This is a genomic window from Pseudonocardia sp. P1 (assembly GCF_000178675.2).
Classification (GTDB): domain Bacteria; phylum Actinomycetota; class Actinomycetes; order Mycobacteriales; family Pseudonocardiaceae; genus Pseudonocardia.
On sequence record NZ_ADUJ02000001.1, the window covers coordinates 690,284 to 705,358 of the forward strand.

At 75.0% G+C, this 15,075-nt stretch carries 13 protein-coding genes; 11 read left to right on the forward strand and 2 right to left on the reverse strand.

What is annotated here, in order from left to right; genetic code table 11:
* The first annotated feature begins 4 nt into the window (after positions 1 to 4).
* The 4 genes from cydB (at position 5) to PP1_RS02735 (ending at position 6,131) form a co-directional block, all read left to right on the forward strand.
* Entirely contained in the window at positions 5 to 1,066 is a 1,062-nt protein-coding gene (cydB, locus tag PP1_RS02720) for a cytochrome d ubiquinol oxidase subunit II (protein ID WP_010224872.1), read from the forward strand.
* Positions 1,063 to 2,838, forward strand: a complete 1,776-nt coding sequence (cydD, locus tag PP1_RS02725; RefSeq protein ID WP_075314200.1) for a thiol reductant ABC exporter subunit CydD — start codon at positions 1,063 to 1,065, stop codon at positions 2,836 to 2,838. The genes cydB and cydD overlap by 4 nt, the downstream gene beginning before the upstream one ends.
* Positions 2,835 to 4,511: a thiol reductant ABC exporter subunit CydC gene (gene cydC / locus PP1_RS02730; RefSeq protein ID WP_075314199.1), complete on the forward strand. Its 1,677-nt coding sequence runs from the start codon at positions 2,835 to 2,837 to the stop codon at positions 4,509 to 4,511. The genes cydD and cydC overlap by 4 nt, the downstream gene beginning before the upstream one ends.
* Before the next feature lie 264 nt (positions 4,512 to 4,775).
* Positions 4,776 to 6,131 (forward strand): GH39 family glycosyl hydrolase, encoded by a 1,356-nt coding sequence (locus PP1_RS02735; protein WP_010240695.1) that lies wholly within the window; start codon positions 4,776 to 4,778, stop codon positions 6,129 to 6,131.
* A gap of 75 nt (positions 6,132 to 6,206) precedes the next feature.
* Here PP1_RS02735 and fabG read toward each other — a convergent pair whose 3' ends face one another.
* Positions 6,207 to 6,965 (reverse strand): 3-oxoacyl-ACP reductase FabG, encoded by a 759-nt coding sequence (fabG, locus tag PP1_RS02740; protein WP_010240693.1) that lies wholly within the window; start codon positions 6,963 to 6,965, stop codon positions 6,207 to 6,209.
* Between the two features lie 212 nt (positions 6,966 to 7,177).
* Between fabG and PP1_RS02745 the strand changes: the two genes are divergently transcribed.
* The 5 genes from PP1_RS02745 (at position 7,178) to PP1_RS02765 (ending at position 11,267) form a co-directional block, all read left to right on the forward strand.
* On the forward strand, positions 7,178 to 7,936 hold the full coding sequence (locus tag PP1_RS02745) for a class I SAM-dependent DNA methyltransferase (protein WP_010240691.1): 759 nt from the start codon (positions 7,178 to 7,180) through the stop codon (positions 7,934 to 7,936).
* A 106-nt stretch (positions 7,937 to 8,042) separates the two neighbouring features.
* Complete coding sequence (locus tag PP1_RS02750) at positions 8,043 to 9,032, forward strand: ABC transporter substrate-binding protein (RefSeq protein ID WP_010240689.1); 990 nt, start codon at positions 8,043 to 8,045, stop codon at positions 9,030 to 9,032.
* Positions 9,033 to 9,057: 25 nt separating this feature from the next.
* Positions 9,058 to 9,819 (forward strand): SDR family NAD(P)-dependent oxidoreductase, encoded by a 762-nt coding sequence (locus PP1_RS02755; protein WP_010240687.1) that lies wholly within the window; start codon positions 9,058 to 9,060, stop codon positions 9,817 to 9,819.
* Positions 9,820 to 9,867: 48 nt separating this feature from the next.
* The gene (locus PP1_RS02760; RefSeq protein WP_010240685.1) at positions 9,868 to 10,449 is read left to right on the forward strand and encodes a hemerythrin domain-containing protein; all 582 of its coding nucleotides are present in this window, start codon (positions 9,868 to 9,870) and stop codon (positions 10,447 to 10,449) included.
* Entirely contained in the window at positions 10,446 to 11,267 is an 822-nt protein-coding gene (locus PP1_RS02765) for a family 1 encapsulin nanocompartment shell protein (protein ID WP_060576125.1), read from the forward strand. Before PP1_RS02760 ends, PP1_RS02765 begins: the two co-directional genes overlap by 4 nt.
* 67 nt (positions 11,268 to 11,334) lie before the next feature.
* On the opposite strand, the gene PP1_RS02770 is transcribed toward PP1_RS02765, so the two are convergent.
* The gene (locus PP1_RS02770; RefSeq protein WP_010240681.1) at positions 11,335 to 12,927 is read right to left on the reverse strand and encodes a Na+/H+ antiporter; all 1,593 of its coding nucleotides are present in this window, start codon (positions 12,925 to 12,927) and stop codon (positions 11,335 to 11,337) included.
* Positions 12,928 to 13,014: 87 nt separating this feature from the next.
* Here PP1_RS02770 and PP1_RS02775 point away from each other — a divergent pair, with 87 nt between their 5' ends.
* Together PP1_RS02775 and PP1_RS02780 are read left to right on the forward strand one after the other, a co-directional pair.
* Positions 13,015 to 13,548: a YbhB/YbcL family Raf kinase inhibitor-like protein gene (locus PP1_RS02775; RefSeq protein ID WP_010240680.1), complete on the forward strand. Its 534-nt coding sequence runs from the start codon at positions 13,015 to 13,017 to the stop codon at positions 13,546 to 13,548.
* A 7-nt stretch (positions 13,549 to 13,555) separates the two neighbouring features.
* Positions 13,556 to 14,902, forward strand: coding sequence for a hypothetical protein (locus PP1_RS02780; protein ID WP_075314198.1), 1,347 nt, complete (start codon positions 13,556 to 13,558; stop codon positions 14,900 to 14,902).
* The last annotated feature ends 173 nt before the right edge of the window (positions 14,903 to 15,075 follow it).

Sequence of the window (15,075 nt, forward strand, 5' to 3'; positions counted from 1 at the left end):
CGTCATGGACCTGCCCACGATCTGGTTCCTGGCCGTCGCCGTCCTCTGGACCGGCTACCTCGTGCTCGAGGGGTTCGACTTCGGCGTCGGCATGCTGGTGCGCGCGTTCGGCCGCGACGAGGAGGACCGCGAGGTCGCGCTCGGCGCCATCGGCCCCGTCTGGGACGGCAACGAGGTCTGGCTGATCGCCGCCGTCGGCGCGATGTTCGCCGCGTTCCCCGCCTGGTACGCAGCCACCCTCTCCGGCCTGTACGTCCCCGTCCTGCTGGTGCTCCTGGCGCTGATCGTGCGCGGGGTCGGGCTGGAGTACCGCCACAAGCGCGACGACGCCGCCTGGAAGCTCCGCTGGGACGTCGGCATCGGCATCGGGTCGCTGGTCCCCGCCTTCGTGTGGGGGATGGTGCTCGCGAACCTGGTACGCGGACTGCCGACGACCACGACGGCGCCGGGGAACGGCGCGAACACCGTGGTCACGGCGTCGCTGCTCGACCTCGCCAACGGCTACGCGCTGCTCGGCGGCGTCGTCACCACCGCCCTGTTCCTGCTGCACGGCGCGGTGTTCCTCGCCCTGAAGACCGACGGCCCGGTCCGCCGCCGGGCCCACCGCTTCGCGGTCCGCGCGGTGGTCCCGGTGCTGCTGGTGACCGTCGCGTTCCTGACCGCCACGCTGGCCCTGCGCGCCCCGTCCTGGACCACCCCGGTGGCCTGGGCGTCCGGGCTGGCGCTGGCGCTCGCCGGGCTCGCCCTGCTCCTGGGCCGCGAGGGCTGGGCGTTCACCGCCACCGCGACCGCGGTCGGGGCGCTGTCGGTGGTCCTCTTCGGGCAGCTCCACCCGGAGCTGCTGGTCTCGACCACCGACCCGGCGCACACCCTGACGGTGGCGAACGCGGCGTCCGCGCCGTACACGCTGACGGTGATGAGCTGGGTCGCGGTCGTGTTCCTGCCGCTGGTGCTGCTCTACCAGAGCTGGAGCTACTGGGTGTTCCGCAGGCGGCTCGGCGGCGACCGGGTGTCGCCCGCCGGGACGGACGGCTCTGGCGGCGCGGCGGTACCGGCGCCACGATGAGCGTCGTGTCCCGGCCCGCTCCCGCCTCACCGCCGGTCGATCCCCGGCTCGTCCGGACCGCGAGCGCCGTCCGGGTGCACCTGCTGGTCGCGGCCGTCTGCGGGGTCGCGGCGACCGGCCTGATCCTGGCGCAGGCCTGGCTGGTGTCCCGGGTCGTCGCCGGGGCGACCCCGGCCTTCACCGGCGACGGCTCGCCGCTCGGCCCGGGCTCCGGGCTCGACGTGCTGTGGCCGCTCGTCGTGGGGGTCGCCGGCGTGGCGCTGGCCCGCGCCCTGCTGTCCTACGGGGCGGAGTCCGCGGCGCTGCGCAGCGCCGCACGCGCCAAGTCGCAGCTGCGGATGCAGCTGGTCCGGAGGCTCGCCGCGGCCCCGCCCGACCCGTCGCGGTCCACCGGGCAGGTCGTCACACTCGCCACCCGCGGCCTCGACGCGCTCGACGACTACTTCGCCCGCTACCTGCCCCAGCTCGTCCTCGCGGTGCTGGTCCCGGTCACGGTGCTGGTCGTCGTCGGTGGCGCGGACTGGATCTCCGCGGTCGTCATCGGCGTGACGCTGCCGCTGATCCCGGTCTTCATGGCGCTGGTCGGGATGCACACCCGCGCGCGCACCGACCGGCAGTGGCGGCTGCTGTCGCGGCTCGGCGGGCACTTCCTCGACGTCGTGCAGGGCCTCCCGACGCTGGCGCTGTTCCGGCGGGCGACCGTCGTCGCCGAGAAGGTCCGCGAGACCACCGACGAGCACCGCACCGCCACCATGGGGACGCTGCGGGTGGCGTTCCTGTCCGCGTTCGTGCTGGAGCTGCTCGCGACCCTCGCCGTGGCGCTCGTCGCCGTCGAGGTCGGGCTGCGGCTGCTCTACGGCGACCTCGACTACGCGACGGCCCTGTTCGTGCTGATCCTCGCGCCGGAGGCGTACCTGCCGCTGCGCGAGGTCGGCGCCCGGTTCCACGCGAGCATGGAGGGCGTCGCCGCCGCCCGGCAGGTGTTCGACGAGCTCGACCGCCCCTCCACCGGCCCGGCAGGCGGGACCCTCCCCCCACCGGCGCCCGCCCCCGCCGGGCGCGCGCTGGCCGTCGACGCGCTCCACGTCCGGTACCCGGGCGCCCCCGCCGACGCACTGACCGGTCTCTCACTGGAGGTGCGCCCCGGGGAGTCGGTGCTGCTCAGCGGACCGTCCGGGTCGGGGAAGTCGACCCTGCTGGGGGTGCTGCTCGGCTTCGTGGCCCCCACGGGCGGCACGGTGCGCGTGCCCGGCCCGGGTTGCGCCGACCGGGAGCTCGCCGACCTGGATCTCGACGCGTGGCGGCGCACCGTCGCCTGGGTGCCCCAGCAACCGCACCTGTTCGCCGGGTCGGTCGCCGACAACGTGCGGCTCGGCGAGCCCGGTGCGTCCGACACCGCGGTACGCGAGGCGGGCCGCCGGTCCGGACTCGACGCCGTCGTCGCGGGCCTGCCGCAGGGCTGGGACACCCCGCTCGGCGAGGGCGGCGCGCGGCTGTCGTCCGGGGAACGCCAGCGGGTCGCGCTGGCCAGGGCGTTCCTGCGGGACGCCCCGCTGGTCCTGCTCGACGAGCCCACCGCGCACCTCGACCCGGACTCGGCCGAGGCCGTCCGCTCCGCGGCCGCGGACCTGCTGCGCGGCCGGACGGCGGTCGTCGTCGCGCACGACGCCGGCTGGGCCGAGCACACCGACCGCACCGTGCACCTGGAGCGGGGCCGGATCACCGGGCCCGTCCCGGCCCACGGCCCCGAGCGGGACGAGGCCCGCCGATGAGCACCCCGAGCGCCCCCGGGGGCCCCTGGTCGCTCGCCGGGTCCGTGCTCCGCCCGCAGGCCCGCGGCGTCCTCGGCGGCGCCCTGCTCGGCGCGCTCGCCACGGCCTGCGGGGCCGGGCTGCTGTCGCTGGCCGCGTGGCTGCTGGCCACGGCCGCGCAGCACCCGTCGGTGACGGCGCTGTCGGTCGCCGTCGTGCTCACCCGGGCGCTGGGCGTCGGGCGCGGCGTCACCCGCTACGCGGAGCGGCTGGTCGGTCACGACGCCGCGCTCCGCGCGCTGTCCGACATGCGCAACCGGGTCTACGCCCGGCTCGCCGCGACCGAGCCGGTCCGCCGGTTCCGGTCCGGTGACCTGGTGTCGCGGCTGGTCACCGACACCGACTCGGTCCAGGACCTCGTCGTGCGGGGTGTGCTGCCGGTGGTGGCCGCCGCCCTCGTCGGCTCGGGGGCGGTGCTGCTCGCCACCGTGCTGCTCGTGCCCGGTGGCGCGCTGCTCGCGGCCGGGCTGCTGCTGGCGGGCGTCGCCGTCCCGGCGTTCGCCGCGGCGCTGTCCCGGGGACCTGCCGCCCGCGCCGGCAGGGCCCGCGCCGGGCTGTCGGCGGGGCTCGTCGACCTCCTCGACGGCGCCCCCGACCTGCTCGCGTACGGCGCCACCGGCCGGACCGTGGCCGCCGTCGAGCGGGCCGACGCGGAGCTGACCCGCACCGCCCGCCGCGACGCCGTCCTGCTGGGGCTGGGCGCCGGGTCCGGTGCGCTGGTCGCCGGGCTCACCCTCGCGGGGACGCTGCTGCTCGGTGTCGCCGCCGTCGGGGACGGCACCCTCGGCGCCGTCCCGATGGCGGTCCTCGTGCTCACCGCACTTGCCGCGTTCGAGATCACGGCGCCGCTGCCGGCCGCCGCGGCACGGCTCGCGAGCGTCCGGGCCGGCCTGGCCCGGCTCGTCCCGGTGCTGTCCGCCGAGCCCGCGGTGACCCACCGGGCCCCGGGGCCCGAGCCGCTCCCCCGGCGCGGCGGGCTGCGGATCCGCGGTCTCGTCGTCGCCCACCCGGACCCGGACGGGACACCGGGCCGCACCGTCCTCGACCGGCTCGACCTCGACGTCGCCGAGGGCGAGCACGTCGCGCTGGTCGGCGCCAGCGGCTCCGGGAAGTCGACGCTCGCCTCGGTGCTGTTCCGGTTCCTGGACCCGGTCGCCGGTTCGGTCACCCTCGGCGGGCAGGAGCTCACCACCCGCCCGCCGGACGAGGTGCGGGTCGTCGTCTCCGGCGTCCCGGCCGACCCGCACGTGTTCGACTCGACGGTGCGGGAGAACCTGCGCCTGGCCCGGCCCGCGGCGCCCGACGACGAGCTGGCCGGCGTCCTGCGCCGGGTCGGGCTCGGCGGCCTGGCGCTCGACGACGAGGTCGGCGCGCACGGCGCCCGGCTCTCCGGCGGGATGCGGCGCCGGCTCGCGCTCGCCAGGGCGCTGCTCGTCGACCCGGCCGTCCTGGTGCTCGACGAGCCCACGGCCCACCTGGACCCGGACACCCGCGACGCCGTCCTCGACGACCTGCTGGTCGCGGCGGCCGGTCGCAGCCTGCTGCTGATCACCCACGACCCGGCCGTCCTGCACCGGGTGCACGCCGTGCACACACTGCGCGACGGGCGGTTGCACCCCCGCAACGGGGGGTGACGAACCGGCAGCCGAACCGCGCCCCTACCCTGCTCCGAACACCGGGTGCGGCGCGTGGACGACCGGTCGCGCACCGCTCTCAGGTGGATCACAGGACCCCGCTGCCACGCTGGGAGCGACCATCGGGTGACACGGTCCCGCCCCGTGGTCGTGAACGAGCCGAGACCGTGTCAGAACGTGAGGTCCCCACCCGTGCGAGTGTTGCGCCGTCCCTCCCCGACGACGTCCCCCCGGCGGCCCCGGCCGACCGGCCGGGCGCGGAGGGTGTCCCTGCCGGCCGCCCTCCTGGCCGGGGTCCTGACCCTGGCGTCGTGCACCTCCGGCGGGACCGGTGAGGACGCGACCGGCGCCGCCCCGGCCTCCGGGCTGGAGGCCTCGGCCCGCGCCGTCGACCTGAACGACGGCTGGACCTGGGATCCGCAGCCCGGTCCGATGGAGCTCGGCGTCACCCACACGCAGAACAGCCTGGACGACACCGAGCCCGCGGCCGCCCGGCAGCGCGGCACGGACATCCTGTCCAGCCTCGGCCAGGAGTACCAGAACCACCACCTCATGGGCTTCGGCACGCTGAACCCGGAGCCCGCCCCCGGCCAGTTCGAGTGGGGCTCCCTGGACCGCCGGATGGCGCTCACCGAGGAGACCGGCGGCAAGGCGATGCTCACGCTGTGCTGCGGGCCGGACTGGATGAAGGGCGGCCCGCCCGGGGTCACGGCGTGGGACAAGCTGGAGCGCCAGATCCTGCCGGAGTTCTTCGACGACTACGCGAACCTCGCCCGCGAGGCCGTCCAGCGCTACCCGCAGGTCGACCGCGTCCTGGTCTGGAACGAGCTCAAGGGCTTCTACCACGAGGACCAGAACCGCTGGGACTACGAGGGCTACACCGAGCTCTACAACAAGGTCTACCAGGCCGTGAAGTCGGTCCGGCCGGACGTGCAGGTCGGCGGGCCCTACGTCGTCATGAGCAGCGTGCCGGCGGACTCCTCGGACGCCTCCGACATCCGCGGCCCGTGGGGCGCGCTCGACCAGCGCCCGCTCGACGTCCTCGACTACTGGCTGCGCAACAACGTGGGCGCGGACTTCATCGTCGTCGACGGCTCGACCACCAACCGCGGCCAGCAGGACGCGATCTCCCCGGTCGACGTCGGCGCCGAGAAGTTCTCCGTCATCGACCGGTGGATCCAGGAGCGGACCCAGCTGCCGATCTGGTGGGCCGAGTTCTACGCGAACGTCCCGGCCGACGCCCAGGCCGGCTACGGCACCCCGGCCAGCGCGGTCTCGACCCTGGCCGTCCTGCAGTCGATGGCCCGGTCCGGCACACAGGGCGCGCTGCTGTGGGGCCCGGAGGGCAGCGACTCGCTGGAGTACTCGTCGCTCTGGAGCCCCGCCACCGAGGAGGACGGCGGGCAGCCGACGGCGATGACCGACGCCTGGCGCTGGCTGGTCCCGAAGCTGCGCGAGGGGACCGTCGAGCTCGGCCGCGCCCAGGGCTCCACGCTCGCCGCGTTCCGCGCCCCGGACGGCTCCGTCCTGCTGATGAACCTCGCCGGCGAACCGGTCGAGGTCCCCGGGCAGGAGGACATCCCGGGCTGGGCGATCGTCCCCATGGAGGCCGGCACCTGATCCGGACGCACCCTGGACGACGACGGGGCCGGTCCACCTGTGCGGTGGGCCGGCCCCGTCGTCATGGGGTCCCGCTCAGGCCTTGGGGCCACCGGCCACGTAGATGATCTGGCCGCTGACGAACGACGACCGCTCGTCGGCGAAGAACGACACGGTGTGGGCGATGTCCTCGACCGCGCCGGGGCGCTGGACCGGGATCTCCTTGGCGCGGGCGGACTTGAACTCGTCCCAGTCCACGCCGAGCCGCTCCGCGGTCGCCTTCGTCATCTCGGAGGCGATGAACCCGGGGGCGATGCAGTTCGCGGTGACGCCGAACTTGCCCAGCTCGATGGCGAGGGTCTTGGTGAAGCCCTGCAGGCCCGCCTTGGCGGTGGAGTAGTTCGCCTGGCCGCGGTTGCCCAGCGCCGAGGTCGACGACAGGTTGACCACCCGGCCCCACTGCGCGTCCACCATGTGCTTCTGGACCGCGCGGGTCATCAGGAACGAGCCGCGCAGGTGCACGCCCATCACGGCGTCCCAGTCGTCGGTGCTCATCTTGAACAGCAGGTTGTCCTTGGTGATCCCGGCGTTGTTGACCAGGATCGTCGGGGCACCGAGCTTCTCGGTGACCGTCTCGACCGCTGCCGCGACGGCGGCCTCGTCGGCCACGTTCGCCCCGACCGCGGCCGCGGTGCCCCCGGCGCCCTCGATCGCCTCGACGGTCGCCTTCGCCGCCGACTCCTTCAGGTCCAGCACGGCCACCTTGTGCCCGTCGGCCGCCAGCCGGATCGCGGTGGCCGCGCCGATCCCGCGCGCACCCCCGGTGACGATGGCGGTCCTCTGCTGCTGGGTCATGTCTCTCCTCGCGTCTCGGGTTATCGCCGGTGATCCCGGTGCGGCACACCACCGGACGCGAGAGTCCGCCCGGGTCCGGGGCGCCGCCGGAGCCGATCGTGTCACCCCGCGCACGCGAATGGGCAGGCGGCTGTGCGGGATTGCTCACCCCTTACGCGGCGGCGAGGTTCGACTAACGTCGGAGCGTCCGTTCCCGACCAGGAAGGATTTTCATGGCCGTCGAGCGTTCCCAACCCTCCTACCGGCTGGCCCTGCCGGAACCCACCGCCTCGTTCGAGCAGGACGTGGAGTACTGCGTCCTCGACGACGGGGACGGGTGGACCGAGTACCGGTTCCACGACTACGACGCGTTGTACCGGGTCCCGGGCCTCTACGAGAAGCTCTTCTACGACATCCTGCAGTGCCAGTCGCCACCGGTGGTGTGCGACCTCCTCGCCGAGCAGCTGACCGGCGAGAACGTCGACCCCTCGGGCCTGCGGGTGCTCGACGTCGGGGCCGGCAACGGCATCGTCGCCGAGGAACTCCGGACCCGCGGGATCGGCAAGGTCGTCGGGGTGGACATCATCCCGGAGGCCCGCGAGGCCGCCGAGCGCGACCGTCCGGGTGTCTACGACGACTACCACGTGATCGACCTCACGGCGCTGGACGACGGCGAGGCCTCGGCCATCGCCTCCGGCGGGTTCGACGCGCTGACCTGCGTGGCCGCGCTCGGGTTCGGGGACATCCCGCCCGCGGCCTTCCGCGCGGCGCTGGACATGGTCGCGGTGGACGGGTTCGTCGCCATCACGTTGCGTGACGACTTCCTCTCCGAGGCCGACACCTCCGGCTTCGCCGGGCTGATCACGTCACTGCTGGAGACCGGGGAGCTCGAGCAGCTGGGCTCCACCGTCTACCGGCACCGCCTCGCGACCTCTCGCGATCCCCTGCTCTACCGGGCCGTCGTGGCCCGCAAGCGCCGCCCGCGCGCGTAGTACCGGAGCGCCCGCGTCGGCCGCACCGGCGCGATCGACGCGGGCGCGAACGCGGTACGAAAACGGGCATCTCGCCTGTAAGGGGAGGCTCGGCTAATGTCGGCACGTGCTTCGCAAGCTGCTTCCGGTGCTGGCCCTGTTCGGCCTGCTGACCGCGTGCTCCTCCGCCCCCGCCCCGGACTCCGGTTCCGGCGCGCCCGCCCCTGCCTCCGACGGCGCCTTCCCGGCCCGGATCGAGCACGTCTACGGCAGCACCGAGATCCCCGAGCAGCCGCAGCGCGTCGTGGCACTCGGTGTCACCGACGCCGACCCGGTGCTCGCGCTCGGCGTCACGCCGGTCGCCACGGCCACGTACACGTTCTACGAGGAGGCCGGCGGCCTCGGCCCGTGGGCACGCGACCTCGTGCAGGGCGAACCGCCGGTCGTCCTGACCGGGGACCCGAACCTCGAGCAGATCGCCGCACTCGCCCCGGACGTGATCATCGCCGTCAGCGCGGGCATCGAGCAGCCGATGTACGAGCAGCTCTCCGCCATCGCCCCGGTCGTCGCCCGCCCGGCGGGGACGATCGCGTTCGGCGTGCCCCGCAGCGACCAGATGCGGACCGTCGCGACCGCGCTCGGGCAGCCCGAGCGCGGCGAGGAGCTGATCCGCCAGGCCGACGCCGCGTTCGCCGACGCCGTCGCCGCCAACCCCGCCTTCCGGGGGAAGGTCGGGGCGACCGTGCTGCCCTTCGACGGCAAGTACGGCGCCTTCACCACCGCCGACGCCCGCGGCCAGTTCATGGCCGGGCTGGGCTTCGTCCAGCCGCCGCGGATCGCCGAGCAGGACACCGGCAGCTTCTACGTCGAGGTGTCGTCCGAGCAGGCGAGCCTGCTCGACGGCGACGCACTCGTGATGCTGGCCGACGAGGGTGCCGCGAAGACCCAGGTCGACGGCGACCCGGTGCTGCAGCAGGTCCCGGTCGTCGCGCAGGGCCGCATGGTCGTCCCGGACGCCGACACCCGCGGCGCGATGACCTACAACAGCGTGCTCTCGGCTCCGTTCGCGCTGGAGCGGCTGGTGCCGCAGCTGGCGGCCACGCAGCAGCAGGGCTGAGCCGGCGCCGGTTAGGGTCTCGACCGTGAGCGTGATGGAGCGATTCCGACTGGACGGCAAGGTCGCCGTCGTCACCGGTGCGTCGTCGGGGCTGGGGGTGGCCTTCGCGAAGGGCCTCGCCGAGGCCGGCGCGGACCTGGTGCTCGGCGCCCGGCGCACCGACAAGCTGGCCGACACCGTGAAACTGGTCGAGGCCGCGGGGCGGCGCGCCGTCGCCGTCGCCACCGACGTGGCGGTACCCGACGACTGCCGGGCGCTCGCCCAGGCCGCCGTCGACGAGTTCGGCCGGCTCGACGTGCTGGTGAACAACGCCGGGGTGGGCACCGCGGTGCCCGCGCTGAAGGAGACCCCCGAGCAGTTCTCCCAGGTCGTCGACATCAACCTGAACGGCAGCTACTGGATGGCGCAGGCCTGCGCCGCCCACATGCAGCCGGGGTCGAGCATCGTCAACATCTCCAGCATCCTCGGCCTCACGACGGCCGGGCTGCCGCAGGCGGCGTACTCGGCGTCGAAGGCCGGCGTCATCGGCCTCACCCGGGACCTCGCGCAGCAGTGGTCCGGCCGCAGGGAGATCCGGGTCAACGCGATCGCGCCCGGTTTCTTCGCCTCCGAGATGACCGAGCAGTACAAGCCCGGGTACCTGGAGAAGATGGCCGAACGCATCCCGATGGGCCGCAAGGGCGACCCCGAGGAGCTGACCGCGGCCGTGCTGTTCCTCGCCTCCGACGCCGGCGGCTACCTGACCGGGCAGACCGTCGCCGTCGACGGTGGGATCACCATCACCTGAGCGCGTTCCCGGCGCGCCGGGCAGGCCGCGCGGTCCTAGGCTCGCCGTGTGCCCGACATCACGACGCTGATCCTCGACGATCACGCCTGGTTCCGGCGGCAGTTCGCGGAGCTCGACGAGCTCCAGGCGCGCGCCGGGACCGACACGCGTGAGCTGACACGGCTCTGGGAGCCCCTGGCCGCCCGGCTCGACGTGCACGCGATCGCCGAGGAGAAGATCTTCTACCCGCAACTGCTGCAGCACGGCGAGGACCCCGAGGACGAGACCCTCGACGCGATCGGCGACCACAACGAGATACGCGACGGGGTCGCGCGCGCCGAGCGCAACCCCGTCGGCTCGGCCGAGTGGTGGGCGGGCGTCTGGGACGCCCGCCGCGCCAACGACGAGCACATGGGCGAGGAGGAGAACGAGGGCCTCGCGAACTTCCGGCTGCACGCCACCACCGGCCTGCGCGAGTCGCTCGGCCGGCAGTTCGAGGAGTTCATGGGCGCCCACCCCACCCCCGCCGGGCTCGACAACTCCGACAAGGACCCCGAGGCCTACGTCGAGGAGATCGAGAACCGCATCGACCCGCCGGACCCGTCCACCACCGGGCTCGGCATCGGCGACCTGAAGGGACGGCAGCAGTGACGGTCCAGGACCACCTCCTCCGCGACAAGGCCCCGATCCCCGTCACCGCCTGGAAGGCCATCGACGACGAGGCCCGCGAGCGCCTCACCCCGCTGCTCGCCGGACGCCGGATCGCCGACTGGGGCGGGACGGCCGGCTGGGAGGCGTCGTCGGTGGCGCTCGGGCGCTCGACGCGGCTGTCCGGGCCCCCACCGGGGGTGAAGGCCACCGACGCGACGGCGCGGCTGCGCCGGGTCCAGCCGCTCGCCGAGGTGCGGGTGCCCTTCACGGTGTCCCGCGACGAGATCGACGACCTCGAGCGCGGCGCCCAGGACCCCGAGTTCGACGACCTCGCCCGAGCAGCCCGGGAGGCCTCCGAGATCGAGAACCGGGCGCTGTTCCACGGCTGGCCGGACGCCCTCATCGAGGGCATCGCCGCGTCGAGCCCGTACGACGCGCTGGGGCTCGGCGAGGAGACCGACCGGTACCCGGCCGTCGTCGCGCGGGCGGTGGACGTGCTGCGGCGGAACGGCATCGAGGGGCCGTTCGCGCTGGCCGTCGCACCGGAGGGTTTCACCCGGATCGCGGAGACCGCCGAGCACGGCGGCTACCCGCTGTTCGACCACCTGACCCGGATCCTGGGCGGGCAGATCCTGCGCGCACCCGGCCTCGACGGCGCGCTCGTCGTGTCCCAGCGCGGCGGGGACTTCGTCCTCGACGTCGGCCAGGACGTCGCGATCGGCTACTCCGACCACGACGCCCGCGAGGTGCACCTCTACCTGGAGGAGTCCTTCACCTTCCGGGTCACCGAACCGGACGCGGCGATCGTCCTGCGCTGAGCGGCCGGGCCGAGCGGCAGGTGTGGGCCGGACGGCGCGTCCGGCCGGCCCACACCGCGCCGGTGTCTCAGTCGAGCAGCACGGTCCGCAGGTCGAGGCGGCGCAGGACCCGGTCGGCGGCGTGCGGGTCCACCCCCGGCTCCCGGCGGGCCGCCAGCACCTCGGTCCGGGCCGCGGCCAGGGCCGAGGCCTGCGCGTCGGCGATCTGCCCGCGCACCGCTTTCATGGTGGCGAACTGCTTGCGCTCCTCGTCGGACGGCGTCTCCCCGGACAGCACCGCCTCCAGACGCTCGACCCGGTCGCGCATCCGCGCGCCGACCTCCTCGGGGAGGTCACGGACCTTCTGCTCGAACTCCATGGTCGCCATCGCGGCCCGCCGGGCCCGCAGGACGATCTCCCGTTCGGCGCGCTCCTCGGCCTCGGCCTCGTCGTCCACACCGAGCGCGCGGACCAGCAGCGGCAGCGTGAACCCGGGCACCAGCAGGGTCACCACCAGCACCGACACGGCGATGAGCACCAGCTCGGCGCGGTACGGGAACGGCTCGCCGGTGGCCAGCGTCGTCGGCAGGGACAGCGCGAGCGCCAGCGTCGCGAGCCCCCGCATCCCGCACCAGGCCAGCAGCACCGCCTCGCGGCCGGTGCGCGGCGCGGCGCTGACGTCGTCGGTGCGGCGCACGACCCGCCAGGCGGCGACCATCCAGACCGTCCGCACGACGACCACCACGAGACACACGAGCGCGGCGTGCCCGAGCATCCGTGGCAGCTCGTCCCCGGCGGCCGCGACGACCTGGCGCAGGTCCAGCCCGATCAGCCCGAACGCGATGCCGGTGACCAGCAGCTCCACGACGTTCCACAGCGACGACTGGGTGATCCGCTCGGCGGCCTCGTCGGCGTCCGCCCCGGCGCGCAACTGCAAGGCGAGCACGACGACGGCGATCACCCCGGACGCGTGGATCTCCTCGGCGGCCAGGTAGGTGGCGAACGGCAGCACCAGGGTCAGCGCGCTGCGGCCGGTGGAGTCGGTGAGACGACCGAGCACGGTGCGGGCGAGCCAGGCGACCGCCAGCCCGAGGAGGACGGCGGCGACGGCGCCCGCGACGAACCGCGTGCCGAGCGCGAGCGGGCTGAGTTCGTCGCCGGAGACGGTCGCGAGCACCGCGGTCTGGAAGATGACCAGGGCGGTCGCGTCGTTGAAGAGGCCCTCGCTCTGCAGCACGGAGATCATCCGGCGCGGGATCGGCGTCTGACCCGCGACGGCCTCCACCGCCACCGGGTCGGGCGGCGCCACCATCGCCCCGAGCGCGATCGCCGCGGTCACCGCGATCCCCGGGACCAGCACCCACACCGTCCCCGCGACCGCGGTGACGGTGACCAGGACCAGCGCGACGGCGAGCAGTGCGATCGTCCGCCAGCGAGCCCGGAACACAGCCCACGACGTCCGCTGCGCGGTCGCGAACAGCAGCGGCGGCAGGAACAGCGGCAGGATCAGCTCGGGATCCACGACGAACGCGTCGGGCAGACCCGGGACCAGCGCGACGGCGGCGCCGAGGACGACCATGAGGGCAGGCCAGGGCAGTCGCAGCCGCTCCCCCACCCCGACCAGGACGACCGCCGCCAGCATCAGGCCGACGACCACCAGCAGCATCTCCACCCGCACCACCCTGCCCGTTCCTCACCGCACCGCGGAGCGGCGCGCCGTGCCAGGATTCACCCGATCACATGCATCCGAGACGAGGAGGTCCACCCCGTGCCCCGCAACCCCTACGACGAGCTGCCCCCGGTCCCGTCGTTCACCCTGACCAGCACGGACGTGAACGACGGCGCTGCGCTCTCCACGCCCCAGCTGTCCGGCATCTTCGGTGCCGGCGGTGAGGACGTGTCGCCGCAGCTGTCCTGGTCCGGCGCCCCCGAGGGCACCCGCTCCTATGTGGTCACCTGTTTCGACCCGGACGCCCCGACCGGCGCCGGGTTCTGGCACTGGGCCGTCCTGGACATCCCGGCCTCGGTGACGGAGCTGCCGACCGGCGCGGGCGACGACACGGGTTCCGGCCTGCCGGACGGCGCGGTGCAGCTGGCGAACGACGCGAGCCTGCGCCGCTTCCTCGGCGCGGCCCCGCCGCCCGGGCACGGACCGCACCGCTACTACTTCGTCGTCCACGCGGTCGACGTCCCGTCGCTGGAGGTGCCGGCCACCGCGACGCCGTCGTTCCTCGGGTTCAACCTGTTCGGCCACACCCTCGCCCGCGCGGTGCTGGTGGGTACGCACGCGAACCTGAGCTGAGCCGGTCGTGGACGTCGGCGACGCCGCGGACCGGCTCTACCGGGTCGCGCCCGAGGACTTCGTCGCCGTCCGGGACGATCTGGTCGCGCAGGCCCGGGCCGCCGGGGAGCGCGCCGCCGCGAAGGAGATCGCGGGGTTCAAGCGTCCGACGCGGGCGGCCTGGCTGACGAACCTGCTGGTCGCCGCCGTCCCGGACGAGGTGGCGGGTCTGCTGGAGCTGGCCGGTCCGCTGGCCGAGGCCCAGCGCTCCCTGGACGGTGCGGAGCTGCGCCGGGTCTCGGCGCAGCGGTCCCGGCTGGTCGGCGGGCTGGCCCGGCGGGCGGCCGGGCTCGGCCGCGACGCCGGGCACCGGATCGACTCCGGGCTGGAGCGCGACGTCCGCGCGGTGCTGGAGGCGGCACTGGCCGATCCGGAGCTGGCCGAGCAGGTCCGCGCCGGACGGCTGGTGCGCGCCGAGCGCCACAGTGGCTTCGGGACCTTCGGCTTCGAGACTGCCGACCCCGGAACCACCAGCTCCACGCCGAGTGGCTCCGGGGCAGCCGGGGCAGGCGGCACCGGGGCAGGCGGCACAGGAACGGGCAGCACCGCGGGCAGCACCGCGGGCAGCACCGCCGATTCCCACGCTGCGCCCCGGGACCGGGCCAACGCACCGGACACGGCCGCCGGCCGCCGCTCCGGGCGTTCCGCGGAACGCCGCAGTGGACCGTCGCGGCACGCCCCGGCAGACCCGGGCGGCTCCGGCGGCTCCGACGGCTCCGGCGGCTCCGGCGGCTCCGGCGGCTCCGGCGGCTCGGGCGTCTCGGGCGTCTCGGGCGTCTCGGGCGGCAGCGAGGACGATCGGGAGCACCCCGGAGACCGTGCCGGGGCGGGGGCCGCGGCCGGCGCCACGGCGGAGACACCTGCGGGAGCCGATGCCGGTGCCGGCGCCCGTGCCGGCGGCGAGCTCGGCCGGAAGCGTCGCGAGATCGACGAGCGGGCGTCCGAGCAGCGTTCCGCGGAACGCCGGGAGCGCGACCGCGCCGCCGCCGAGGACCGGGAGCGCCGCCGGCGCGAGCAGGCACACGCCGAGGCCGAGGACCGGGTGGAGCGGGCCCGGCTCGCCGCCCACGACGCCTCCCGCGAACGCGACCACGCCCGCGAACGCGCCGACACCGCCACGACCCGGCGCGACGACGCCCACCGCCGCGTCGACGAGCTGCGCGCGGACCTCGACCGGGCCCGCACCGATGTCACCGACGCCGAGCGCGCCCTGCGTTCCGCGGAACGCGACGCCGCCGACGCCGCACGCCGCTCCGGGCGTGCCGACGCCGAGGTCACGCACGCCGAGCGGGCGCTCGCGGACCTGGAGGACTGACGACTCGGACCGGAGTCCCCGACTCGGACCAGCCCACTCGGCCGGCCCCGCCGCCCCGCCGCTCTGCCGCCCCGCCGCTCTGCCGGTGCGCCGCTCTGCCGGTGCGTCGCTCTGCCGGTGCGCCGGTGCGCCGGTGCTCCGGTGCGCCGGTGCTCCGGTACGCCGGTGTGCCG

Bases quoted from the DNA above. Each gene is read 5' to 3' on its own strand.
- PP1_RS02745 (WP_010240691.1), top strand. From the start codon at position 7,178: ATGGCCGTCGAGCGTTCCCAACCCTCCTACCGGCTGGCCCTGCCGGAA.
- cydB (WP_010224872.1), top strand. From the start codon at position 5: ATGGACCTGCCCACGATCTGGTTCCTGGCCGTCGCCGTCCTCTGGACC.
- cydC (WP_075314199.1), top strand. From the start codon at position 2,835: ATGAGCACCCCGAGCGCCCCCGGGGGCCCCTGGTCGCTCGCCGGGTCC.
- fabG (WP_010240693.1), bottom strand. From the start codon at position 6,965: ATGACCCAGCAGCAGAGGACCGCCATCGTCACCGGGGGTGCGCGCGGG.
- cydD (WP_075314200.1), top strand. From the start codon at position 1,063: ATGAGCGTCGTGTCCCGGCCCGCTCCCGCCTCACCGCCGGTCGATCCC.